This window comes from Methylobacterium sp. E-005, from assembly GCF_022829725.1.
Classification (GTDB): Bacteria; Pseudomonadota; Alphaproteobacteria; order Rhizobiales; family Beijerinckiaceae; genus Methylobacterium.
On record NZ_JAKSYG010000238.1, the window covers coordinates 39,471 to 62,423 of the forward strand.

18 protein-coding genes and 1 tRNA gene are annotated in these 22,953 nt (G+C 69.0%); 6 read left to right on the plus strand and 13 right to left on the minus strand.

Going from position 1 to position 22,953, the window contains the following annotated elements; translation table 11 throughout:
- Positions 1-79 precede the first annotated feature (79 nt).
- The gene (metH, locus tag MKK88_RS28860) at positions 80-3,832 is read left to right on the plus strand and encodes a methionine synthase (RefSeq protein WP_244006257.1); all 3,753 of its coding nucleotides are present in this window, start codon (positions 80-82) and stop codon (positions 3,830-3,832) included.
- Positions 3,833-3,961: 129 nt separating this feature from the next.
- Here the strand turns inward: metH and MKK88_RS28865 are convergent, their stop codons facing one another.
- The 6 genes from MKK88_RS28865 to MKK88_RS28890 all read right to left on the minus strand — a co-directional run bounded on the left by MKK88_RS28865 (position 3,962) and on the right by MKK88_RS28890 (position 9,635).
- Entirely contained in the window at positions 3,962-4,306 is a 345-nt protein-coding gene (locus MKK88_RS28865; protein ID WP_244006036.1) for a helix-turn-helix domain-containing protein, read from the minus strand.
- Positions 4,303-4,590, minus strand: a complete 288-nt coding sequence (locus tag MKK88_RS28870; RefSeq protein ID WP_244006038.1) for a DUF6516 family protein — start codon at positions 4,588-4,590, stop codon at positions 4,303-4,305. Before MKK88_RS28870 ends, MKK88_RS28865 begins: the two co-directional genes overlap by 4 nt.
- Positions 4,591-4,721: 131 nt before the next feature.
- On the minus strand, positions 4,722-5,726 hold the full coding sequence (locus MKK88_RS28875; protein WP_244006039.1) for an SMP-30/gluconolactonase/LRE family protein: 1,005 nt from the start codon (positions 5,724-5,726) through the stop codon (positions 4,722-4,724).
- Positions 5,727-5,767: 41 nt separating this feature from the next.
- A complete protein-coding gene (gene araD, locus MKK88_RS28880) occupies positions 5,768-7,498 on the minus strand; it encodes an L-arabinonate dehydratase (protein ID WP_244006041.1) in 1,731 nt (576 codons plus the stop codon).
- Positions 7,499-7,514: 16 nt separating this feature from the next.
- Positions 7,515-8,861, minus strand: a complete 1,347-nt coding sequence (locus tag MKK88_RS28885; protein WP_244006042.1) for an MFS transporter — start codon at positions 8,859-8,861, stop codon at positions 7,515-7,517.
- A 54-nt stretch (positions 8,862-8,915) separates the two neighbouring features.
- The gene (locus MKK88_RS28890; protein WP_244006049.1) at positions 8,916-9,635 is read right to left on the minus strand and encodes a ribonuclease activity regulator RraA; all 720 of its coding nucleotides are present in this window, start codon (positions 9,633-9,635) and stop codon (positions 8,916-8,918) included.
- A 179-nt stretch (positions 9,636-9,814) separates the two neighbouring features.
- On the opposite strand from MKK88_RS28890, the gene MKK88_RS28895 reads away from it, so the two are divergent.
- The 4 genes from MKK88_RS28895 to MKK88_RS28910 all read left to right on the plus strand — a co-directional run bounded on the left by MKK88_RS28895 (position 9,815) and on the right by MKK88_RS28910 (position 14,054).
- A complete protein-coding gene (locus tag MKK88_RS28895; RefSeq protein ID WP_244006051.1) occupies positions 9,815-10,504 on the plus strand; it encodes a GntR family transcriptional regulator in 690 nt (229 codons plus the stop codon).
- A gap of 117 nt (positions 10,505-10,621) precedes the next feature.
- The gene (locus MKK88_RS28900) at positions 10,622-12,292 is read left to right on the plus strand and encodes a thiamine pyrophosphate-binding protein (protein ID WP_244006052.1); all 1,671 of its coding nucleotides are present in this window, start codon (positions 10,622-10,624) and stop codon (positions 12,290-12,292) included.
- Between the two features lie 49 nt (positions 12,293-12,341).
- Positions 12,342-13,919, plus strand: a complete 1,578-nt coding sequence (locus tag MKK88_RS28905; RefSeq protein ID WP_244006259.1) for an aldehyde dehydrogenase (NADP(+)) — start codon at positions 12,342-12,344, stop codon at positions 13,917-13,919.
- A 60-nt stretch (positions 13,920-13,979) separates the two neighbouring features.
- Positions 13,980-14,054 (plus strand) — tRNA-Gln (locus tag MKK88_RS28910).
- 307 nt (positions 14,055-14,361) lie between these two features.
- Here the strand turns inward: MKK88_RS28910 and MKK88_RS28915 are convergent.
- The 6 genes from MKK88_RS28915 to MKK88_RS28940 form a co-directional block, all read right to left on the minus strand.
- Positions 14,362-15,219: a phosphodiesterase gene (locus MKK88_RS28915; RefSeq protein ID WP_244006054.1), complete on the minus strand. Its 858-nt coding sequence runs from the start codon at positions 15,217-15,219 to the stop codon at positions 14,362-14,364.
- A 2-nt stretch (positions 15,220-15,221) separates the two neighbouring features.
- Positions 15,222-16,301: an ABC transporter ATP-binding protein gene (locus tag MKK88_RS28920; protein ID WP_244006056.1), complete on the minus strand. Its 1,080-nt coding sequence runs from the start codon at positions 16,299-16,301 to the stop codon at positions 15,222-15,224.
- Positions 16,298-17,092 carry an ABC transporter permease gene (locus MKK88_RS28925; RefSeq protein ID WP_244006062.1) on the minus strand — a complete coding sequence of 265 codons (795 nt, stop codon included), beginning with the start codon at positions 17,090-17,092 and terminating at the stop codon, positions 16,298-16,300. Before MKK88_RS28925 ends, MKK88_RS28920 begins: the two co-directional genes overlap by 4 nt.
- 1 nt (position 17,093) lies before the next feature.
- Positions 17,094-17,894, minus strand: a complete 801-nt coding sequence (locus tag MKK88_RS28930) for an ABC transporter permease subunit (RefSeq protein WP_244006064.1) — start codon at positions 17,892-17,894, stop codon at positions 17,094-17,096.
- 141 nt (positions 17,895-18,035) lie between these two features.
- Positions 18,036-19,049: an extracellular solute-binding protein gene (locus MKK88_RS28935; RefSeq protein ID WP_244006066.1), complete on the minus strand. Its 1,014-nt coding sequence runs from the start codon at positions 19,047-19,049 to the stop codon at positions 18,036-18,038.
- Between the two features lie 11 nt (positions 19,050-19,060).
- Positions 19,061-20,092 carry a substrate-binding domain-containing protein gene (locus MKK88_RS28940; protein WP_244006068.1) on the minus strand — a complete coding sequence of 344 codons (1,032 nt, stop codon included), beginning with the start codon at positions 20,090-20,092 and terminating at the stop codon, positions 19,061-19,063.
- A 1,005-nt stretch (positions 20,093-21,097) separates the two neighbouring features.
- Between MKK88_RS28940 and MKK88_RS28945 the strand changes: the two genes are divergently transcribed.
- Complete coding sequence (locus MKK88_RS28945) at positions 21,098-22,039, plus strand: helix-turn-helix domain-containing protein (protein WP_244006070.1); 942 nt, start codon at positions 21,098-21,100, stop codon at positions 22,037-22,039.
- A 249-nt stretch (positions 22,040-22,288) separates the two neighbouring features.
- Here the strand turns inward: MKK88_RS28945 and MKK88_RS28950 are convergent, their stop codons facing one another.
- Positions 22,289-22,540 carry a PilZ domain-containing protein gene (locus MKK88_RS28950; RefSeq protein WP_244006072.1) on the minus strand — a complete coding sequence of 84 codons (252 nt, stop codon included), beginning with the start codon at positions 22,538-22,540 and terminating at the stop codon, positions 22,289-22,291.
- Positions 22,541-22,953 lie beyond the last annotated feature (413 nt).

Consider the following 22,953-nt stretch of genomic DNA (forward strand, 5'->3'; position numbering starts at 1 on the left):
CCGAAATATCTGGAGGCCTCCTGCGAGGCCTCCGCTTCGCTCCGGCACCTCAGGATGAGGTGATCTGACAGGACGCATGATGACCGCTTTTGCCCCCGTCGACGGCACCGAGATCGCCAAGGCCCTGCGCCAGCGCGCGGCGGAGAAGATCCTCGTCCTCGACGGGGCGATGGGTACCGTGATCCAGCGGCTCAAGTACTCGGAAGAGGACTTTCGCGGCGACCGGTTCAAGGATCACGGCCACGACCAGAAGGGCAACAACGACCTGCTGATCCTGACCCAGCCCGACGCGATCCGGCAGATCCACCTCGACTATTTCCTGGCCGGCGCCGACGTCTGCGAGACCAACACCTTCTCGGGCACCACCATCGCCCAGGCCGATTACGGCATGGAGCCGATCATCCACGAGCTGAACGCCGAGGGCGCGCGGCTCGCCCGGGAGGCCGCCAAGCTCGCCGAGGAGAAGGACGGCCGCCGCCGCTTCGTGGCCGGCGCCATCGGCCCGACGAACCGCACCCTGTCGATCTCGCCGGACGTGAACAACCCGGGCTTCCGGGCCGTCACCTTCGATCAGGTGAAGCAGGCCTATGTCGAGCAGGTCCGCGGCCTGATCGACGGCGGCGCCGAGCTGATCCTGATCGAGACCATCTTCGACACGCTCAACGCCAAGGCCGCGGTGGCGGCGGCGTGGCAGGTCTTTGACGAGACCGGCATCCGGCTGCCGATCCAGATCTCCGGGACGATCACGGATCTCTCGGGCCGCACCCTGTCGGGCCAGACCCCGGCGGCCTTCTGGCACTCCCTGCGCCATTCCGAGCCGCTGACCTTCGGCCTCAACTGCGCCCTCGGCGCCCGCGAGATGCGCGGCCACATCGCCGAGCTGTCGCGGATCTGCGACACGCTGGTCTGCGCCTACCCGAATGCCGGCCTGCCGAACGAGTTCGGCCTCTACGACGAGAGCCCGGAGGCGATGGGCAAGCTGGTCGGCGAGTTCGCCGAATCCGGCCTCGTCAACATGGTCGGCGGCTGCTGCGGCACCACGCCGGACCACATCCGCGCCATCGCGGAGGCGGTCGCCGGCAAGGCGCCGCGGCCGATCCCCGAGATCCCCCGCCTGATGCGGCTGTCGGGCCTCGAGCCCTTCGTGCTCACGCCGGAAATTCCGTTCGTGAACGTGGGCGAGCGCACGAACGTCACCGGCTCGGCCAAGTTCCGCAAGCTCATCACCAACGGCGACTACGCGGCGGCGCTCGACGTCGCCCGCGATCAGGTGGCGGCCGGCGCCCAGGTGATCGATGTCAACATGGACGAGGGCTTGCTCGACTCGCAGAAGGCGATGGTCGAGTTCCTGAACCTCGTCGCCGCCGAGCCCGACATCGCCCGGGTGCCCGTGATGGTCGATTCCTCGAAGTTCGAGGTGATCGAGGCCGGGCTGAAGTGCATCCAGGGCAAGCCGATCGTGAACTCGATCTCCATGAAGGAGGGCGAGGAGAAATTCATCGAGGCCGCCAAGGTCTGCCGCTCCTACGGGGCCGCGGTGGTGGTGATGGCCTTCGACGAGCAGGGGCAGGCGGATTCCTACGAGCGTAAGGTCGAGATCTGCACCAAGGCCTACCGGATCCTGACCGAGCAGGTCGGCTTCCCACCCGAGGACATCATCTTCGATCCGAACATCTTCGCGGTCGCCACCGGTATCGAAGAGCACAACCCGTATGGCGTGGCCTTCATCGAGGCGACCCGCACGATCCGCGAGACCCTGCCGCACGCCCACATCTCGGGGGGCGTCTCGAATCTCAGCTTCGCGTTCCGTGGCAACGAGCCGGTGCGCGAGGCGATGCATGCGGTGTTCCTGTTCCACTGCATCAAGGCTGGCATGGACATGGGCATCGTCAATGCCGGCCAGCTCGCCGTCTACGACGAGATCCCGGCGGAGCTGCGCGCGCTGTGCGAGGACGTGGTCCTCAACCGGCGCGACGATTCCACGGAACGCCTGCTGGAGGCGGCCGAGCGGTTCAAGACCGGCGCCTCGGCGCAGGCCAAGACCGCCGACCTGTCCTGGCGCGAGGCCCCGGTCGCGAAGCGCATCGAGCACGCCCTGGTCAACGGCATCACCGAGTACATCGTGGCCGATACCGAGGAGGCCCGTCAGGGCGTGGAGCGCCCGCTCCACGTCATCGAGGGCCCGCTGATGGCCGGCATGAACGTGGTCGGCGACCTGTTCGGCTCAGGAAAAATGTTCCTGCCGCAGGTGGTGAAGTCCGCCCGCGTGATGAAGCAGGCGGTGGCCTATCTCGAGCCCTTCATGGAGGAGGAGAAGCGCGCCAACGGCGGCGACGGCAAGCGCCAGGCCGCCGGCAAGGTGCTGATGGCCACCGTGAAGGGCGATGTCCACGATATCGGCAAGAACATCGTCGGCGTCGTGCTGGCCTGCAACAATTACGAGATCATCGATCTCGGCGTGATGGTGCCGGCCGCCAAGATCTTGGAAACCGCCAAGCGCGAGCAGGTCGACATCGTCGGCCTGTCCGGCCTGATCACCCCGTCCCTCGACGAGATGGTCCATGTGGCGGGCGAGTTGGAGCGCGAAGGGTTCGACGTGCCGCTGCTGATCGGCGGCGCCACCACGAGCCGCGTCCACACGGCGGTGAAGATCCACCCGGCCTACGCCAAGGGTCAGGCGGTCTACGTCACCGACGCGAGCCGTGCAGTCGGCGTGGTGTCGAGCCTGATCTCGAAGGAGACCCGTGGGCCCACGATCGAGAAGGTCCGGGCCGAGTACGCCAAGGTCGCCGACGCCCACAAGCGCTCGGAACTCGACAAGCAGCGGCTGCCGCTCGCCAAGGCGCGGACCAACGCCTTCAAGATCGACTGGTCGGGCTACCAGCCGGCCAAGCCGACTTTCACCGGCACAAGGATCTACGGCTCCTACGAGGTCGCCGACCTCGTCCCCTACATCGACTGGACGCCGTTCCTGCAGACCTACGAGTTCAAGGGCCGCTTCCCGGCAATTCTGGACGATCCCGAGCAGGGCCCGGCCGCCCGCGCCCTCTACGAGGACGCGCAGGAGATGCTGAAGCAGATCGTGGCGGAGCGCTGGTTCAACCCGAAGGCGGTGATCGGCTTCTGGCCAGCCAACAGCGTCGGCGACGACATCGTGCTCTACACCGGCGAGAGCCGGTCGGAGCGTCTCGCCACCTTCCACGGGTTGCGCCAGCAGCTCTCCAAGCGCGATGGGCGGTCGAACACCTGCCTGTCGGACTTCGTGGCGCCTTCCGAGACCGGCATTGCCGATTACGTCGGCGGCTTCGTGGTCACGGCAGGCCTGGAGGAGGTGCGGATCGCCGAACGCTTCGAGCGGGCGAACGACGATTACCGGGCGATCCTCGTGAAGGCGCTCGCCGACCGCATCGCCGAGGCCTTCGCCGAACGGATGCACGAGCGGGTGCGCAAGGAGTTCTGGGGCTACGCGGCCGGGGAGGCCTACGCCCCCGAGGAGCTGGCGCTGGAGAAGTACGACGGCATCCGCCCGGCCCCGGGCTACCCGTCCCAGCCCGACCACACCGAGAAGACGACTCTGTTCGACCTGCTGAAGGCCGAGAGCCGCATCGGCGTGAAGCTCACCGAGTCCTACGCGATGTGGCCGGGCTCCTCGGTGTCGGGGATCTACATCGCCCACCCGGAGGCGCACTATTTCGGCGTCGCCAAAGTGGAGCGGGATCAGGTCGAGGATTACGCCGCCCGCAAGGGGATGGATGTCCGCGAGGTCGAGCGCTGGCTCGGGCCGATCCTGAACTACGACCCGGTGCGGTATCTGGCGGAGGCCGCGGAGTAGCGGGCACCGCCGTCATCGCGAGCGCAGCGAAGCGACCCAGGGCAGCGCGACATCGGTCGGCGTGGCGCCACCGGGATTGCTTCGCTCCGCTCGCAAGGACGGGTGGGAACAGGGCGGGACGAAGGAGCTTCAAGCCGCCTTCCCGATCGTGAAGTCGACATGCACGGAATCGTAGGGAAACACGATCCGCGCATCATCCGTGCGATCGAGGATGCCGGCATTCAGGAGCGCGTGCACGTCGGCATGCGTGTTCTTCACGTCCCGGTCGAGCAACCGCGCTACGGCGCGCAGCGACATGGGTTCCCGGCCGGCAAGAGCTTGGAGCAGCGCCCAGCGTCGGGGGGTCAGCACCGTCCACAAGCCCTCGACGGTGGGGAAGGAGATGAATGCGCCCTGCATCTCGCCCCGGAACGCCGCCAGGGCGCGGGCGCTGGTTTCCTCGATTGAAGAGACGCCGATCGTGACGGTCCTCATGGCTGTCTCCAGGGTTCGACATCGGCCCAGAAATCGGCCAGCAGGGTCTCGGGGCTGGTGAAGCGATAGGGGATCTCCAGTCCTCCAATATGCTTATGGTCGCCCTTTCCGGCTTCGTTGTCGTAGCGGAGCACGCACACGCCATCGACGACGAACGCGAGCCGGTATTTGAAGCCGTGAGCACTTTCGCGGACGGGTGTCGGCACGTTCCAGACCACGAGTTCGGCAAACGACCGCTCAGGGATGATCGCGATCCTCTCCCTGAGCAGCAGCTCGGCCTTCATGACGGGACAGGATGCTACCGGACGCGCATGTTGGCAAGATCACCAACACGCGATGAAGTGCGTGTGACGGCGATCGTGTGTTTCTCGCCGCTCGTGGGGGTATGTACGATCCGGCTCGTGAAAGACCGCTTTCAGCAGGTCCCCGCGCCCCGCGTGTTCACGTACAGCGCGTAGACCGAGTGCGTCGCCGCCATCAGCAGCAGGTTGCGGTTGCGCCCGCCGAAGCACAGGTTGGCGCAGCGCTCGGGCAGGCGGATCCGGCCGATCGGCATGGCCTGCGGCGAGAGCACCAGCACCCCGTCCTCGGCCTCGCTCATCCCCCAGCCGCACCAGAGATTGCCGTCGACATCGACCCGGAACCCATCCGGCGTGCCGGTGCCGGCGTCAAAGAAGACACGGCCGTTGGCGGTCCTGGTGCCGTTCTCGACCACGTCGTAGACGCGGATCAGGCGGTTGGGCTTCGCGCGGGCCTCGATGACGTAGAGCTTCGTTTCGTCCGGCGAGAAGCAAAGCCCGTTCGGCCCCGCCACGCCCTCGACCGCGACGCCGGCCTGCCCGGTCCTCGGATCGATCCGATAGATGTTGCCCGGAAGCTCAGGCGCCGCCATCGACTCGTGCGGGTTCGGTCCGAAGGCCGGGTCGGTGAACCAGATCGCGCCGTCGGAGTGGCAGACCACGTCGTTCGGCGAGTTCAGCGGCTTGCCGTCGAACCGGTCCATCAGCGTGGTGATGGACCCGTCGTGCTCGGTGCGGGTGACGCTGCGCGTCGTGTGCTGGCAGGTGATCAGCCGCCCCTGCCGGTCGCGGGTGTTGCCGTTGGCGTAGTTCGACGGCTTGCGGAACACCGACAGCGTGCCCGAGGCCTCCTCCCACTTCATGATCCGGTCGTTGACCACGTCGCTGAACAGCAGCGATCCCATATCGCCGAACCAGACCGGCCCCTCGGCCCAGCGGAAGCCGGTGGCGACACGCTCCACAGTGGCGGAGGCGAGGCGGTACTTGGCGAAGGCCGGATCAAGGATTTCAACAGCCGGGTCCGGCACCCGCTGCGACGGCTCCCAGCCCGCCCCTGCCGCCCGCGCGGCACCGATGAGGGCTGCCCCGGCGAGCAGCCCCCTGCGTGCGATCATCGCCATGTGTTCTCCCTGGGGATACGCCCGGCGTCGTGTCGCGCCGGTTAGTGGATCTCGGGTTCGGGTATGCCACCCGCCCCCTCGAGGAAATCGAAGTCGCAGCCCTCATGGGCCTGCCGCACGTGCTGGGCGAAGAGTCGGTTGTAGCCCCGCGGATAGGCCCGGTCCGGCGGGCGGAACGCCTTCACGCGCTCGGCGATCGCGGCATCGTCGAGATGGAGGTGGATGCGACGCCCGGGCACGTCGATCGTGATGAGATCGTCGTTGCGCACGGCCGCGAGTGGCCCGCCGGCCGCCGATTCCGGCGAGACGTGGAGGATGCAGGCGCCGTAGCTCGTGCCGCTCATCCGCGCGTCCGAGATGCGGACCATGTCGCGCACGCCCTGCTTCAGCAGCACCTTCGGGATCGGCAGCATGCCCCATTCCGGCATGCCGGGGCCGCCGATCGGGCCGGCATTGCGCAGGATCATCACGTGGTCGGGCGTCACGTCGAGGTCGAGGTCGTTCACCGCGGCGCTCATGGAATCGTAATCGTCGAACACCAAAGCCGGGCCGGTGTGCCGGAGGAAGCGCGGGTCGGCGGCCGGCGGCTTGATCACGCAGCCGTCGGGGGCGAGGTTGCCGTAGAGGATCGCGGTGCCGCCCATGGCGACGATCGGCTGGTCCAGCGGGCGGATCACGTCGTCGTTGTAGACCCGGATGCCGGCGAGCCCGTCGCCGATCGTGCCCCCACTGACCGCGCGGGCGTCGAGGTGGAGGAGGGGGGTGAGCCGCGCCATCAGCGCCCGGATCCCGCCCGCGATGTGGAAATCCTCCATCAGCCACTGGCCGGAGGGCCGGAGGTTCGCGATCACCGGCACCTTCTGAGCGAAGTCGTCGAACTCGGTGAGTTTGACCGGGATGCCGGCCCGGCCCGCCATGGCGACGAGGTGGATCATCGCGTTGGTGGAGCCGGCGAGCGCGTTGTGGACCACCAGCGCGTTCTCGACGGAGCGCCGGTCGAGGATGTCGGAGGGCTTCAGGTCCTCCCAGATCATCTCGACGATCCGCCGGCCGCAGGCGCCGGCCATGCGGGGATGGTCGGCATCCGCCGCCGGGATCGAGGCCGCGCCCGGCAGGGTGAGCCCCATCGCCTCCGCGATCGACGTCATGGTCGAGGCGGTGCCCATGGTCATGCAGGTGCCGGCCGAGCGGGCGATGCCCGCCTCCATGTCGTTCCACTCCTGGGTGGTGATATTCCCGGCTTCCTTCTCGGCCCAGTACTTCCACACGTCGGAGCCCGAGCCGAGGATCGTCCCGCCGGAATGGCCGCGCATCATCGGCCCGGCCGGGAGGAAGATCATCGGCAGATTCATCGAGATGCCGCCCATCACGGTGCCGGGCGTGGTCTTGTCGCAGCCCCCCATCAGCACCGCCCCGTCCACGGGGTGCTGGCGCAGCAGCTCCTCCACCTCCATGGCCAGCAGGTTGCGGTAGAGCATCGTGGTTGGCTTCACGAAGTTTTCGGACAGCGACAGCGCCGGCAGCTCGATCGGGAAGCCCCCCGCCTGCCAGACGCCGCGCTTCACGTGCTCGACCCGGGCCTTGAAGTGCTGGTGGCAGGGGTTGATGTCGCTCCAGGTGTTGATGATGCCGACCACCGGCTTGTCGCTGAAGTCGGCGCGCTCGTAGCCCATCTGGAGCATGCGCGAGCGATGGCCGAAGCTGCGCAGGTCGGTGGCGCCGAACCAGCGCTGGCTGCGCAGCTCGCCCAGGGTCTTTCTGTGGGCGGTCATCGCGATCTCTCCGGTCTCACGCGTTCGGGCGGGCGGGGCGGACCGCGCCGGCCGTGTCAACGGCGGTAGCCTGCCCGCGGATCGTCGCGAAGGCGAGGGCCGCCGAGGCGAGGGCGCAGCCCGCCAGGAAGTACAGGCCGGCCTCGTAGGTGCCGGTGGTGTCTTTCAGCCAGCCCAGGACGTAGGGGCCGACGAAGCCGCCGAGATTGCCGATCGAGTTGATCAGCGCGATGCCGCCGGCCGCCGCGGATCCCGACAGGAACTCCGCCGGCAGGGGCCAGAAGGCCGGCTTGGTGCCGTAGAGCCCCACCGTCGCCACCGACATCGCCACGAGCGCCCAGAGGCTGCCGAGCAGCGGACCTGAGGCGATCAACCCGATGGCGGCCACGATCGCCGCGATGACGAAGTGCCAGCGCCGCTCGTTGCGCCGGTCCGAGGACCAGCTCCACGAGACCATGCCGATGGTGCCGACGATGTACGGGACCGCGGTCGCGAGTCCGGTCTGCCAGTCGGTGAGCTTCAGGCTCTTGAGGATCGGCGGCAGGAAGAAGGTGATCCCGTAGGTCGCGGTGACAATGGTGAAGTAGATCCCCGCCAGGGTCAGGACCCGGGAATCGGTCAGCGCCTGCCTGAGTGTGAAGTGGCCATGCGCCTTCACGGTGCTGCGGCGCTCGGCCTCCAGCGTGTCCTCCAGCCAGCGGCGCTCGTCCTCGGCGAGCCATGTCGCCTTGGCGGGCCGGTCGGTCATCATCGCGAGAACCACGAAGGCGAGGATGATCGCGGGCACCGCCTCGACCATGAACAGCCATTGCCAGCCGTGGAAGCCGAGCACCCCGTCGAGCTGGAGCAGCGCCCCGGAGATCACCGCCGTCAGGGCGTTCGAACCCGGCACCGCCAGGAACAGGGCCGCCACCACCCGGGCCCGGTATTTCCGCGGGAACCAGTAGGTGAAGTACAGGATCATGCCCGGGAAGAACCCGGCCTCCGCGACGCCGAGCAGGAAGCGCATCGCCAGGAAGCTGATCGGCCCGGCGATGAACGCCATGCCGCCCGCGATCAGCCCCCAGGTGATCATGATCCGGGCGATCCAGATCCGCGCCCCGGTGCGCTCCAAGAGCACGTTGCTCGGCACCTCGAAGAGGAAGTAGCCGAGGAAGAAAATGCCCGCGCCCCAGCCGTAGAGCGTCGCCGAGAAGCCGAACTCCCGGTTCAGCCCGAAGGAGGCGAAGCCGACATTCGTCCGGTCCATGTAGGCGACGAAATAGACCACCACGATCAGCGGCAGGAGCCGCCACGAGACCCTGGAAATGGTCCGCCGCTCGATCTCCGGCGATGCCGCGACCGCTGGAATGCCCGCCGCCATGGCGCCCTCCTTGTTCTGATCGTGCCTGTCTGCGCCCGCGAACGGGGTCTGCGCTCAGCGGCCGGTCTGCGTCCGCCACGCGGCGAAGTCGGCGAGGCTCTGCTCGTCGGTCGCCGGGTAGAGGCCGAGGATCGAGCGGCCCTTGCGGACCTCCTCGGTGACGAAATCCTCGTAGGCCGTCATCTCGACCGCCTCGTCGGCGATCGCGTCGGCGATATGGGCAGGGATCACCGCCACGCCGTCGCCGTCGCCCACGATCACGTCGCCCGGGAAGACCGGGGCGTCGCCGCAGCCGATCGGCACGTTGATGTCGATCGCCTGATGGATGGTGAGGTTGGTCGGCGCCGAGGGGCGGGCGTGGTAGCTCGGCATGTCGAGGGCGGCGATCTCGTCGGCATCGCGGAACCCGCCGTCGGTCACGAGGCCGGCGCAGCCGCGTACCATCAGCCGCGTCGCCAGGATCGAGCCCGCGGAGGCGGCGCGGGCATCCTTGCGGCTGTCGATCACGAACACGGCCCCGGGCGGGCATTCCTCCACGGCCTTGCGCTGCGGATGCGCCCGGTCGCGGAACACGGTGATCGGGTTCAAGTCCTCGCGGGCCGGCATGTAGCGGAGCGTGAAGGCCTCGCCAACCATGACGGGGCCACCCTTCTTCAGGGGCAGGACGCCCTGGATCATCTGATTGCGGAAGCCGCGCTTGTACAGGGCGGTCATCAGCGTCGCCGTGCTGACGGTCTTCAGCTTGGCGCGCGTCTCCTGCGACAGGCCCGACATCCGCTCATCCTCCCTGGTGGCCGTGTCGCTCCTCTGCACGGCTCCCAGGAACCGGCGTGAGCGCCGACTGATATCTCAGGGGTTGAGTAGCACGCGGTTCCTCGCCATTGTCAATGCCTCGGTCTGGCGTCAGACAAGTCTTGAAGCCCGCGGCGCGTCTATTGTCTGGAGCGAAACTTGTGTCGGCAGGATCGGGCCTGAATGGCCTCACCGTGGCGGAACGGCCGCGCTCCCTCGCGGAGACCGCCTACGACGCCATCGAGCAGATGATCATCAGCCGCCGCCTCGCCCCCGGCGCGATGGTGTCAGAGGGCGAGCTCGGCGAGGAACTGGCACTCGGCCGCACACCGGTCCGCGAGGCGCTGGCCCGGCTGAAGTCCATCGGCTTCGTCGAGGTTCATCCGCGCCGCGGCGTCCTCGTCACGCCCGTCGACATCATCACGCACCTCGAACTCCTCGAGGTCCGGCGCCCCCTGGACGAGACGGTGGCGCGCTGCGTGATCGCGCGCGGCACGGACCAGGATCTCGCCGCCCTGGGAAAGGGCGTTGCCGGGCTGCTCACCGCCGCCGGGGCCCGGGACCGGGAGACCTATTTCCGGACCAAGCGTGTGCTGCACGAGGCGATGGTCAACGCCGCCCACAACGCCACGCTGACCAGCACCATGGCGGCGCTCCACGCCCAGTCCCGGCGCTTCTGGTACACCTACGAGCCGACCGCGAGCTTCCTCGACTGCGCCCGGATCCACGCGGGCATCGTGGCCGGCGTGGTGGCGCGCGACGCCGAGACGGCGGTTGCCAGTATCGGGACCCTGTTCGACTTTCTCGATCAGATGACGCGCAGGGCCCTCGACCGCCGGCCGCTCGTCTGACAGGTTGACGGCGACCCGCGGGCTACTATCCTCAACTGAGATATCACCGGTATCTCAAACCGGATCATGGGCCTTTACGGCCAAGGGCCGCACGGCGGGATCGCCAGGGAGGACGGCTTGAGCGGATTGCCCCCACGCACCGGCGCGCGGATTCTCGTCGACCAGCTGCTCGCGCAGGGGATCGAGCGCGTCACCTGTATCCCCGGCGAGAGCTACCTCGCGGTCCTCGACGCCCTGCGCGACAGCGGCATCGACGTGCTGGTCTGCCGGCAGGAGGGCGGTGCCGCCATCATGGCGGAGGCCGCCGGCAAGCTGACCGGACGCCCGGGGATCTGCATGGTCACGCGCGGCCCCGGCGCCACCAACGCGTCGGCGGGCATCCATATCGCCCGCCAGGATTCGACGCCGATGATCCTGTTCGTCGGGCAGATCGCCCGGGGCATGCGCGACCGCGAGGCGTTCCAGGAGATCGATTACCGCCAGATGTTCGGCGGCGTCGCCAAATGGGCCGTGGAGATCGACGATGCGGCCCGCATCCCGGAGATCCTCGCCCGGGCCTTCCGGGTGGCGATGCAGGGCCGGCCCGGCCCGGTCGTGATCGCCCTTCCGGAGGACATGCTGGACGACGTGGCGGCGGTTGGCGACGCCCCTCGAGTAGAGCCTGCCGAGCCCGCCCCGTCCCAGGCCGACGCGGAGCGCCTGCGCTCCATGCTGGCGGAGGCGCGGCGCCCGGTGGCGCTGCTCGGCGGCTCGCGCTGGAGCGGAGAGACCTGCGCGGGTTTCGCCGCCTGGGCGGAGCGCCACGACGTGCCGGTGGCGGTCTCGTTCCGGCGGGCGCAGCTCTTCCCCGCCGACCACCCGAACTTCGCCGGCGAATTGGGGATCGGCCCGAACCCGGCCCTCCTCGCCCGGATCAAGGAATCCGACCTGCTGCTCATGGTGGGCGGGCGCCTGTCCGAGATGCCGGCGCAATCCTACGGCCTGCTCGGCATCCCTGATCCCGGCCTGCCGCTGGTCCATGTCCACCCTGACCCGGCGGAACTCGGCCGGGTCTACCAGCCGACCCTGGCGATCCAGGCGAGCCCGGCGGCGTTCTGCGCGGCCCTGCCGGATTTCGCGCCGACCGGTTCGGGCCGTGCCGCCGCGGCCCACGCCGCCTACCGCGCGTGGTCGGAGACGCCGGAGCCGAAGCCGGGGGCGTTCCAGTACGGTCAGGCGATCACGTGGCTGCGCGAGCGTCTGCCGCCGGACGCGGTGATCTGCAACGGCGCCGGCAACTTCGCCACCTGGATCCACCGCTACTACCGGTTCCGCGCCTTCGGCACGCAGCTCGCGCCGACGTCGGGCTCCATGGGCTACGGCCTGCCGGCCGCCGTGATGGCCAAGCGCAGCCACCCCGAGCGGATCGTCGTGGCCCTCGCCGGCGACGGCGACGTGATGATGACGGTGCAGGAATTCGCCACCGCCGTGCAGTACGACGTGCCCATCGTGGTGGTTGTCCTCGACAACGGCATGTACGGCACGATCCGGATGCACCAGGAGCGCGAGTATCCCGGCCGGGTCTCGGCAACCGAATTGCGCAATCCCGATTTCGCGGCCCTCGCCCGGGCCTGCGGCGGGCATGGCGAGACCGTCGAACGCACCGAGGATTTCGCCCCCGCCTTCGAGCGCAGCCTCGGCTCAAACCTGCCGGCGCTGATCCATTGCCGCGTCGACCCTGAGGCGCTCACCCCGACCATGACCCTCGCGGCGATCCGCGAGAAGGCCCAGGCGGCGCAGCGGACCTGATCCGCCGGCCCCGCAGCGAGACGAAGAGGACCAGCCGATGGACCACGCGATGACCCTGCGCGGCGAGAACCTGATCGGCGCCGAGGCCCGGCGCGGCACCGAAGCTTCCTTCCGGGCCGTGGAAGCGGCCACCGGCACGGCCCTGGAGCCCGATTTCCCGGGCGCCAGCCGCGCCGATCTCGACCGGGCCTGCGCCCTGGCGGAGGCAGCCTTCGACACCTACCGCGAGACCGATCCGGAGAATCGGGCCCGCTTCCTCGAAGCGATCGCGGCCAACCTCCTCGAGATCGGCGACGAACTCGTCACCCGCTGCATGGCGGAGACCGGGCTGCCACGCCCGCGGATCGAGGGCGAGCGCGCCCGCACCGCCGGGCAGCTCCGCCTGTTCGCCGGCGTGGTGCGCGAGGGCAGCGCCGTGGAGGCCCGCATCGACCCGGCTTTGCCGGACCGCAAGCCCCTGCCGCGCCCGGACCTGCGCCTGCGGCGCATCGCGGTCGGGCCGGTGGCGGTGTTCGGGGCCTCGAACTTCCCACTGGCCTTCTCGGTGGCGGGGGGCGACACCGCCTCGGCGCTGGCGGCGGGCTGCCCGGTGATCGTCAAGGCGCACCCGGCCCATCCCGGCACCTCGGAGCTGGTCGGGCGCGCGATCCAGAAAGCGGTCGCGTCCTGCGGCCTGCCGGCGGGGGTCTTCTCCCTGCTGTTCGATGCCGGCCAGTCGATCGGGCAGGCGCTGGTGGCCGATCCCCGGATCGCCGCCGTAGGCTTCACCGGCTCGCGACGGGGCGGCACGGCCCTGATGGCGATCGCCGCCGGGCGCCCGCACCCGATCCCGGTCTATGCCGAGATGAGCAGCATCAACCCGGTTCTCCTATTCCCCGGCGCTCTTGCCGAACGCGGTGCGGCGATCGGAAGGGCCTTTGCGGCCTCGCTGACCCTGGGCGCGGGCCAGTTCTGCACCAATCCCGGCCTGATCCTGGCCCAGCCCGGACCGGGCCTCGACGCCTTCCTGGAGACCGCCACGGCGGCGCTCAAGGAGAGTGCGGCCGCCACCATGCTGACCCCGGGCATCAAGCGGGCCTATCGCGAGGGCGTCGCCCGGGTCGCGGATCACAACGCCGTCACCCTGCTGGCGGAAGGGCCGGAGGGCACGGCGACCCAGGGGCGCGCCGCCCTGTTCGCCACGGAGGCCGAAGCCTTCCTGGCGGATCCCGCCCTGCAGGAGGAGATGTTCGGCGCCTCGGCGCTGGTCGTCCGCTGCCCGGATCTCGCGGCGATGCGCGCGGTGCTGCAGCATCTGGAGGGCCAGCTCACCGCCTCGCTCCACCTCGCCCCGGCCGATCACGCGGATGCGCGCGCCCTGCTGCCCCTCCTGGAGCGGCGGGTCGGCCGCATCCTGGTGGATGGATTCGGCACGGGCGTCGAGGTTGCGCACGCCATGGTGCATGGTGGCCCCTATCCGGCGACCTCGGACGGGCGCACGACCTCGGTGGGCAGCCTCGCGATCGACCGGTTCCTGCGCCCGGTGAGCTATCAGGACGTCCCGGATGCGCTGCTGCCGCCCGCGCTCCAGGGGGATAATCCGCTGGGCTTGCCCCGCCGGATCGACGGTGTGTTGGAACACCGCTGAGGCGCCCGGCGAACCGCTTGTCAGGCGGGGCGCCGCCGTCTAGACAGCGACCGCGTGTCTTGGGGCGTCGCCAAGTGGTAAGGCAGCGGTTTTTGGTACCGCCATTCCCAGGTTCGAATCCTGGCGCCCCAGCCAAATTCTCCGTGCATCACTGACAAGGCTCGCGTTCCGAATCCGCCATCCTGGTGGATCGGGTCGTTGCTTCAACCCGCTGCCATGATCGCCGTCACAGGCGGCCGCAGGCAGTGCATGGCGCGTCATATAGCTGCCACCCCATACCGATGCGCGGCGCGAGGATGATGCCCGTTGGCGCCGCCCGATCCGACGCGTATGGCCGGTCCCCTGTCGGCGTCTTTAGCTCGGATGGCGGGAGCGGCTCTGACGCTATTGACCCAGTCGCCACGCCCGATCCGTCCGCCCTCCGCGAGGATGGACCCCGGGATCAGGGTCGGATCGCCCCTGCGTCCGGCTCGGCTCGACGGGCTTGGCCAGGGTAATCGGCCGGCAAGATGAACGGGAACGGCCCCGGGGCACGATCGACCGTCGCGGCATGGGTGACGACGGCGCCATCCGTCACGGCGTGGAGCAGGAAGCCCGGCGGCTCCAGCACGAAGCACGAGGGGGCGTCGGGCCGCAGGTCCAGGGCGACCTGGTGGGCAACCGAGGGGGCAATCTGGCAGGTGCGCCCGCCGAACACGGTCTGGATCGAGCGGTGGACGTGGCCGCACAGGATCCGCGCGATCTGGGGATGCCGCGCGACGAGGGTGCCGAGTTCGGCCGCACCGTCGAAGAGGCGCAGGGCATCCATGTGGCCGATGCCGGTCGCGAAGGGCGGGTGGTGCAGCATCACCAGGGTTGGCGCCTCCGGCCGGGCCGCCAGGGCCGAATCGAGAAAATCCAGTGTCTCGGGGGCGAGCGCGCCATGGCTCTCGCCCGCCACGAGACTGTCGAGGCCGACGATCCGGACGGGCCCCCGGTCCACCGTGAAGTTGAGGTAGCCCGCCGCAGGCAGGTAGCCGCCTCCGGCGAAGGTGCGGCGGAAGGGCTCCCGCCGGTCGTGGTTGCCGGGCACGGCGAAGACCGGCATCGGCAGCCGGGCGAACAGTTCCTGGAGGAGGGCGTATTCCTCGTCCAGGCCGCAATCGGTGAGGTCGCCGCTGACGAGCACGCAATCCGGCCGCGGCGCAAGGCGCAGCAGCGCATGGATCGCGTGCTCGGCGAACAGGTTCGTCGCCGAGACACCGTAAGCGAGCGCCCCACGCGGCCGGATATGGAGGTCGGAGATCTGGGCGATGAGCATGGTCAGACGGTCCGCGGGAATTCCAGGAGCGCAGCGCCCTCGATGGTGAAGGCGGCGAGCTGGCCGGGGCTGAAGGCCAGCCCGGAGGGCAGATCGAGGCGCAACGGCTGCCCGGCCACCTCCACGAGGAGCCGCTGTGTCGCGCCGAAGAAGGTGGTGGCGGTGATGCGGGCGCGGATGGCCTCCTCGCCCGGCCCGGCGTGGGGGCGCGCCGCCTCGGGGCGGAAGCAGAGGATCGCCGGTCGGTCCGGCCCACCGGCCGGCAGGTCCGCCCGTGTCTCATCACCCCCGTCGAGGATGAGGCGGCCCTCGCGGACCGGGCCGGCGAGGCGGTTCATCGTGCCGACGAAATCGGCGACGAAATCGTTCCGGGGCCGGTGATAGATGACCTCCGGCCGGTCGATCTGCGCGATCCTGCCCGCCTGCATGACGGCGATCCGGTCGCCGATGGCCATCGCCTCGGCCTGATCGTGCGTCACGTAGACGGCCGTGATGCCGAACTCCCGCAGCAGCAAGCCGATCTCGGCCCGGAGCCGCTCCCGCAGCACCGCGTCGAGGGCCGCCAGGGGCTCGTCGAGGAGAAGGACGCGCGGCTTGATCGCGAGCGCGCGGGCGAGCGCGCAACGCTGCCGTTGCCCGCCGGAGATCGCCGTGATCCGCTTGCCGGCGTGCTCCTCGAGGCCGACCAGCGCGAGCAGGCGCGCGGCCTCCGCTTTTCGCTCGGCCGAGGGCATCCCGCGCACTCTCAGGCCGTAGGCCACGTTCTCGGCGACCGTCATGTTCGGGAACAGGGCGTATGACTGGAACACCATCCCGACATTGCGCCGTTCGATCGGTAGCGCGGAGACGTCCTCCCCGTCGAACCGGAGCATGTCCGGCCCGTCCGGCCGCTCGAGCCCGGCGATCAGGCGGAGGAGGGTGGTCTTCCCGCAGCCGGAGGGCCCGAGCAGCACCAGAATCTCGCCGGCCGGGACGTGCAGGTCGGTCGGGTGCAGGACGGTGGTGCCGTGGAAGGACTTGCTGAGGCCGCGCGCCGTGATGGCCGCACCGCGCGGAGGGGCGGCGTTCGCCGTGAGGGTCATGGTCCGAGGCGCTCGCGTCTGGGGCCCGCGACCATCTGCAGGCCGACGAGCGGGGGAACGATCATCACGAGGAAGACGAGGGTGTAGGCCGAGGCGATCTCCAGGCGCATCGACGCGTAGGCGTCCGCGAGACCGACCGGCAGGGTCTTGGTCATCGGGGTGTGCATCATCCAGGTCAGGTTGAACTCGCCGACGGAGAGCGTCACCACGGTGAGCGATCCGGCGAGGATGCCCTCGCGGATATTCGGCAGGATCACATCGACGAACCGCCGCCAGGCCGGGGCGCCCAGGCTCGCCGCCCCCTCGTCCAGCACCCGCCAGTCGATGGTCTCCAGCACGGCCATCACCGCGCGGAGCATGAAGGGCAGCGTGAACAGGACGTGGCCGACGGCGATGAACAGGGTCGACTGACGGAAGGTCCCGAATCCGCCGTAGGTGATGATCAGCCCCAGCGCCAGGGCGAGCCCCGGAATGGCCACCGGCAGGGTGACAACCTCCTCGACGAGGCGGGCCACGCGCCCACCCCGCCTGATCAGGGCATAGGCCCCCGGAACCCCGATCAGCAGCGTCAACACCAGCGTCGCCGCCGCGACGATCAGGCTGCGCAGGATCGTGTCAGCGTAGAGGTCCCAGACCTGAACGACCCAGGTGAGGGTCAGGCCGGCGGAGAGGCCCCGCGCATAGTTGACGCTGAGCCCCGCCACGATCGACAGGAGCACCGGCAGGGTCAGGAACAGGATCAGGAGGGCCGTGAGGCCGATCCCCGTCCACGTCGTCCAGCGGCGGCCCATCTCAAGCCCCCGTGGCGCGCAGGCGGGCGAGCATCAGAGCCAGCCACGTGACAACACCCAGCGCGATGGAGAGCGCCGCCGCCATCGCGGCGTTCGTGGCCAGGGTGAACTCAGTATAGATCAGCATCGGCACCACATCGACGTTGGTCGCCAGGGTGAAAGCGGTTCCGAACGCCCCCATGGCGGTGGCGAAGCAGAGGGCGCCGCCGGTGTAGAGCGCCGGAAACAGGGCGGGCAGCACCACGTCCCGCTGGATCGCCAATGGCCCGGCCCCGAGGGAGCGGGCGGCCTCCCCGAGGGCCGGATCGAGCTTCTCCGCCGCCGCCAGAAGGGTCAGCAGGACCCGTGGCACGGAGAAATACAGGTAGCCGAGGAACAGCCCGGTCAGGGAATAGGCGAAGACGACGTTCGTGCCGGCCACCGCCTTCGTGACGCTGCCGACGAGGCCGAGCCGTCCCCCGAGGAGGATCACCAGGAAGCCGACGACGACGCCGGGGAAGGCGAGCGGGAAGGTCAGGAGCGACAGGAGCAGCCCCCGGCCGGGGAAGCGCCGGTTCGCGAGGGTCTGCGCGGCGACGGTCGCGATGGCCAGCGTGGCGGCGGTGGTCGCCAGCGCGAGCAGGAGCGTCGCGATCAGGCTCGTGCGGTAGCGAGGCTCGGTGAGGATGGCCAGGAAGGCCATCGCCCCCCGCTCGCCCCCGGCCGCCGTCACCCCCAGCCGCGCCAGCGGCAGGAGGAGGAACGCGAGCGTGAAGATCGCGAGCGGCAGGATCAGGAGCAGGTCGAAGCGCCGGGTGCGCACGGGGTCTCTCGGGGCAAGCTGGGAGGGGCGATGCCGGCATCGCGAAGGAAGCGGCACCAGGGGCGCGGAACGCCGCGCGGTATCCGTGCGTCCCTGGATCGTTTCGCCTTCGCCGCGATGGCGGAAAGGCTGCGGTCGCCGTTATCGGACTTCGGCGAGGTAACGTTCGGAATAGGCCTTCTGCGCGCCTTGCGCCTTGCCCCAATCGACGGCCTTGGCGCGGGCATAGTCGCTCGCGGGCAGGAACTTGTCGGCGATGTCCTGCGGCATGGCGATCGGCAGGGCCGGTCGCAGATAGGCCCGCGCCCAGAATGCCTGCCCCTTGTCGGAGAGGAGATAGTCGAGCACCTTCTGCGCCTTCTCGGCATGCGGCGCGTTCTTCACCAGGGTCATGACGTAGGGGAAGCTCACGCTGCCCTCGCAGGGGAGCACGAAGGCAAACCGGCCCTTCTCGGTGTACTTCGCCCGGTAGGCGTTGAAATCGTAATCGAGCAGGATCGGGATCTCGCCGGAGACCACACGGGCATAGGATGTCTGCTTGGTGACGATGGCGTTGTTCTTGGCCAGCGCCTTGAAGAACGCGATGGCCGGGGTGAAATCGTCGAGGCTGCCGCCAAGGCTGAGATTCACCGCGACCGAGGAGACGTAGCCGACGGCGGCCGAGGTCGGATCGAGATAGGCGACGAGGCCGTCATAGGCCGGCTTCTTCAGGTCGGCCCAGCAGGCGGGAATAGGGGCGCCGTTCAACGCATCGACGTTGACGAAGAGCCCCAGGGTGCCCTGGTGAACCGTCCACCACCGGCCCTGCGGATCCTTCAGCCCCTCGGGGATGGCGTCGAAGCGTGCGGGCTTCCAGGCCTGCACGAGGTCCTGGCCGGCGGCGGCGATGCCGGCATTGACGCCGAGATAGGCGATGTCGGCGATGGGGCTCGCCTTCTCGGCGATGATCTGCGCGATCGCCTGGCCGGAATTCTTGTTGTCGGCCGGGATATCGATGCCGAGATCGGTCTTGATGTCGGTCAGCATCTGGCCCCAATTGGCCCATTCCGGGGGGCAATTGTAGCAGATCACGTCTGCGGCCTGCGCCGGGTTGGCAGGGGCCAAGGCAAGCCCGGCGAAAACCGCGAGGCTGGCGAGGGTGCCTTTGAGGATCATGGCTGGATCGATCACGCTGCGTTGAGGGAGGAGAAGAAGCGCCGATCCCGGCAGACCGGAGCGATGGTCTCGCCGGGGGTGAAGCTGAAATCCGCGCGCAAGCGGCAGGGCGCGCGCCCGGCCCGGGCGATACCGAGCACCATCGAGGCGGCGAGCACGCCCATGGTCCGCGAGGGCTGGACGATGGTGGTGAGCCGCGGCGACATGTGCCGGGCGAGGTCGATGCCGTCGAAGCCCGTCACCGAGACATCCTCCGGCACCCGCAGGCCCATCCGTCTGAGGGACGCGATGACGGTGACGGCCAGAAGATCGTTCGAGACGACGATGGCGCTCGGCGCATGCGCCTGGAAGGCCGGCGACAGGTCGACATCCTCGGCCGCGTCGACGAAGTCGACCTCCTGAGACGGAAGGGCTGGGAGTCCCGCGGCCGCCATCGCGTCGCGATAGCCCGCGTGGCGGCGGGCCGCCCGGTCGGAGGAGGCGAAGCGCCCGCCCAGAAACAGGATCGACCGGTGGCCGAGCCTGATCAGCTCCTCGGTGAGTCGCCGCATCGCCGCCCGGTTGTCGATGGAAACGGCGCCGAGTCCGGCCGGGACGTTCTCGTTGTAAACGGTCGCGGCGGGAAGCCGCTGACGGGCAACCTGCGCCAGGGCCTCGCTTGTGGCCGGATCACAGACCGTCATGACGAGTCCGGTCGGGTAGTCCGCCATGAGGGCCGCCACGATGCCGACCTCCCGGGCGGTGTCGTAATGCGTCTGCGCCAGGATGACCGACAGGCCGTTCGCCTGAGCCACCTGCTCCACGCCGGCCACGACGCCTGCGAAGACGGGATTCGTCAGGCTCGGTACGAGAACGCCGAGGACGGCGCGCCGGTCGTCGCGGGGGGACGACAGGGGAAAGCCGAGTTGCAGCGCCGCCTGCACCACGCGCTTCTGCATGGGTTCGCTCACAGGGCCGTTGCCCGTCGCGACGCGGCTGACCGTAGCGATGGAGCAGCCGGCCCGCGCCGCCACCTCTCTGACCGTCGGGGTCCCGCCGTCCATCACCCTCGAATCCCAGCCCGCGACGTTGCGGCCGGGCCTTATGGATCGGCCATCTTGATGGCAGGATGACAGTGTTTCAGCCGTTTTCAGCGGCCCCGCGGAGATCCTGGCGCGTCGATCGGGGGCATTCGAGAACGTCGGATAGCTGCGAACCAAGCAGGCGACTGGAAAATTCGGTGCTCCTCCAGTCATCAGGCGGTATCGGAGGCTATGTCCGATAGACCGTGCACCGTGTCACCCGAGGGGCAGCACGGCTCCCGGACGCGTCCGATCGGCTGTGCTGACGGGCTTCAGGAACCCCCGGTCCTCGACGCTGCCGACGCTGCCCCGGCCTGCCCTGCGCCGTAAGCCGTCTGTCGGACCTGATCTCCATCTTCCTGGGCCGGATCCGAGGCGAGCCTCATCACCGTGTGATACGATCGGCAGAGCCTCAGGAGGCCGCGCTCCGCCGACGCGGCGTTTGGACAGGGCCGTCGAAAGGCCACCGCGGCTGCCGGACTATCCGCATCCGGGATGCGAGGCTCGTCGAATGGCAGCTGGGCGCATCACAGCCACAGGAGCGGCGGGACATCCGTCCGTTCTCGAGGTCCGCATGGCCGGCTGTGAAGGGTTGCGTCGGGCCGGGCGGAATGGCCGCCCGGGGTGGATTACCGCCGGTCCGCTCCTGGACGTCAAATGTAAGAGTGGGATCCGCTTGCGGATCGTCGTTGACATTCAGAAGGCCCACCCGCGGGCGACTCGACCCAACTGCGCGCGCCGTTCTGGCTGAAGAGAGGACGTCCGCCTCAAGTCAGTCGATCGACCGAAGCTGATCTTGTCTGCGACGCTTCCGTTCACACGTGCCTGCTCCACCATCGACCTGCTTTATCGTCCCGCGTCGACGCGGCGCGCCTTTTGGACACAGAGGAAAAATACCGACTTCGAAGTCTTGCTATCCGGCAAACAGGCATACCTTGCAGAAGGAGCAAGTCCCGATCCGCAAGCATCTGAATCAAGGAGCATGGATTGACCGAGCGCCACCGCGTCAAAACGCTGAGGCAGAGCACGGCCGAAGTCGAGTCGAAGCGAGCGTTCGAGTTCTGGTGCGATACGGCGCTGGCCATGTCCGGCGTCTCCATCGCTGGGGTCGAGGAACGGCGGTCGTTCGCAGCCAGTCGCCTCGTCGCTGTGACGGCCCACGGCACCTTGCTGCACACCGAAGGCCCGCGGGTCGATGTCGAGCGCTCGGCGCGCCATGTCCGCCAGGACGGGCGCGACACCATCACAATCGCCCTCGTCCTGCGCGGCAATCAGTATGTCGCCCAGGGGACCCGCGGCGGGCGGATGTCTCCCGGCGACATCAGCATCACCGACTCCGGACGTCCGTTCCTGATCGGGGCCTACGAGGATTACGAGGAAATCCGGCTGAGCGCGACACGTGCGGATTTCAAGGCCCATATCGGCGAGCCGGACGCCTATGCCGGGCGCCTGATCGGCCGCAGCCCCCTCAATGCACTGTTCGCGACCTATCTGCGGTCCTACGCAGCCTTGGTGCCGGGCATGACGGAGGCCGAGGCCGGCATCGCGAACGAGGGCACCCTCCATCTGCTTCGTGGTTTGGTGGGCGCTCCGACGGGCGACGTCAGGGCGACCGCGCTGCGGTCACTGGCCGCGGTGCACATCGAGCGCAGCCTGCACCATCCGAAATTCGGTCCCGACGCCCTGTGCCGGACGTTGTGCGTCTCCCGCAGCCGTCTCTACGCCGCCTTCGCCGATGGCGAGGGGGTGGCGGCGGCGATCCGCGACGCGCGCCTCGACCGAGCGCATCGCCAGTTGTCGGTACCTTCCGGCGACAGCATCGCGACGATTATGTACCGGTGCGGCTTCACCAACGCGTCGGTCTTCAGCACCGCCTTCCGTCGGCGCTTCGGAAGCACGCCGCGCGATCTCAAAGCCGCGAACCCCTGAGGGCGGACGCTTCTTTCGGACCTGGGGCGGCCAGCAACCGCATCACCGGCCTGGCCCAGGACGCCGCGACGCCGGGGCGGAGCTGCGACGTCGCATGAATGGACTGAGGCGGCTCGAAGAGGCGCAATGAGCTTATCGCGGCCAGAGCACCGGCGGAACGTCCGTCCGCTTTCGGGAGCCGCGCGGCCACGCAACGGCGACTGAATCGGGTCGAAACCAGATCGGCTGATAGCCGGAACTGATGGTCCGCTACTCGGCGAAAACCACGCCGAACCGCGCACCGGTGCGCCGGACGACCGTGCAGCGTCGGAATGTCTGATCGATCGCAGTCAGCAGGGTGAACGTCTCCGGCACGGCGTCCTCCTCACCGGCCTCCAGCAGGGCGCCGGTATCCGACATGTTCCAGACAAGGCAGCGCAGCCGCCTGTCCGAATCCGCCACCACGATATGGCCTGCGCTGAAGCAGTCCGTCCGACCCGAGAGTCGCTTTTCGTCCGTCATGTCCGACCTCGATGATGTCAGGCTCGACAGATAGGTCACGCCGCCTTCGTCCTTCTCAAGACGATGGTCGAATGTCGTGGTTGATGTCGTCATGCTTACTGTCGCCAGAAGGCAGCGGAGCAAATTGATGGCTTCTCCGGACGCGCGTGCTCCGGCGAGTCGTCAGCACACGATACGCGGTTCCGATCCTCACTGTGGGAGCTCTGGCCGGGGCGTGTCCTGGCCAAAAGCCTTCCAGCACAGCCGCTGACTGCGCAGACCCAGGACAGGACGCCGCCGCGAGGCGGGCCGATCAGCGGTACCGGGTCGGCGACCGTGCGCAGCCTGTCGCCGTCGATGCGCTCGCTGGTGGCGATGTCGACCCCCAGCCTGATCCCGGGCGGCACCAGCGCGGCCCCGCCGGTAGCGGCTCG

What these genes read in the sequence shown, in the direction of transcription:
- metH (WP_244006257.1), top strand. Translation starts at nt 80, where the DNA reads ATGACCGCTTTTGCCCCCGTCGACGGCACCGAGATCGCCAAGGCCCTG.
- MKK88_RS28865 (WP_244006036.1), bottom strand. Translation starts at nt 4,306, where the DNA reads ATGAGGACCGTCACGATCGGCGTCTCTTCAATCGAGGAAACCAGCGCC.
- MKK88_RS28870 (WP_244006038.1), bottom strand. Translation starts at nt 4,590, where the DNA reads ATGAAGGCCGAGCTGCTGCTCAGGGAGAGGATCGCGATCATCCCTGAG.
- MKK88_RS28875 (WP_244006039.1), bottom strand. Translation starts at nt 5,726, where the DNA reads ATGGCGATGATCGCACGCAGGGGGCTGCTCGCCGGGGCAGCCCTCATC.
- araD (WP_244006041.1), bottom strand. Translation starts at nt 7,498, where the DNA reads ATGACCGCCCACAGAAAGACCCTGGGCGAGCTGCGCAGCCAGCGCTGG.
- MKK88_RS28885 (WP_244006042.1), bottom strand. Translation starts at nt 8,861, where the DNA reads ATGGCGGCGGGCATTCCAGCGGTCGCGGCATCGCCGGAGATCGAGCGG.
- MKK88_RS28890 (WP_244006049.1), bottom strand. Translation starts at nt 9,635, where the DNA reads ATGTCGGGCCTGTCGCAGGAGACGCGCGCCAAGCTGAAGACCGTCAGC.
- MKK88_RS28905 (WP_244006259.1), top strand. Translation starts at nt 12,342, where the DNA reads ATGACCCTGCGCGGCGAGAACCTGATCGGCGCCGAGGCCCGGCGCGGC.
- MKK88_RS28915 (WP_244006054.1), bottom strand. Translation starts at nt 15,219, where the DNA reads ATGCTCATCGCCCAGATCTCCGACCTCCATATCCGGCCGCGTGGGGCG.
- MKK88_RS28920 (WP_244006056.1), bottom strand. Translation starts at nt 16,301, where the DNA reads ATGACCCTCACGGCGAACGCCGCCCCTCCGCGCGGTGCGGCCATCACG.
- MKK88_RS28925 (WP_244006062.1), bottom strand. Translation starts at nt 17,092, where the DNA reads ATGGGCCGCCGCTGGACGACGTGGACGGGGATCGGCCTCACGGCCCTC.
- MKK88_RS28935 (WP_244006066.1), bottom strand. Translation starts at nt 19,049, where the DNA reads ATGATCCTCAAAGGCACCCTCGCCAGCCTCGCGGTTTTCGCCGGGCTT.
- MKK88_RS28940 (WP_244006068.1), bottom strand. Translation starts at nt 20,092, where the DNA reads ATGGACGGCGGGACCCCGACGGTCAGAGAGGTGGCGGCGCGGGCCGGC.
- MKK88_RS28950 (WP_244006072.1), bottom strand. Translation starts at nt 22,540, where the DNA reads ATGACGGACGAAAAGCGACTCTCGGGTCGGACGGACTGCTTCAGCGCA.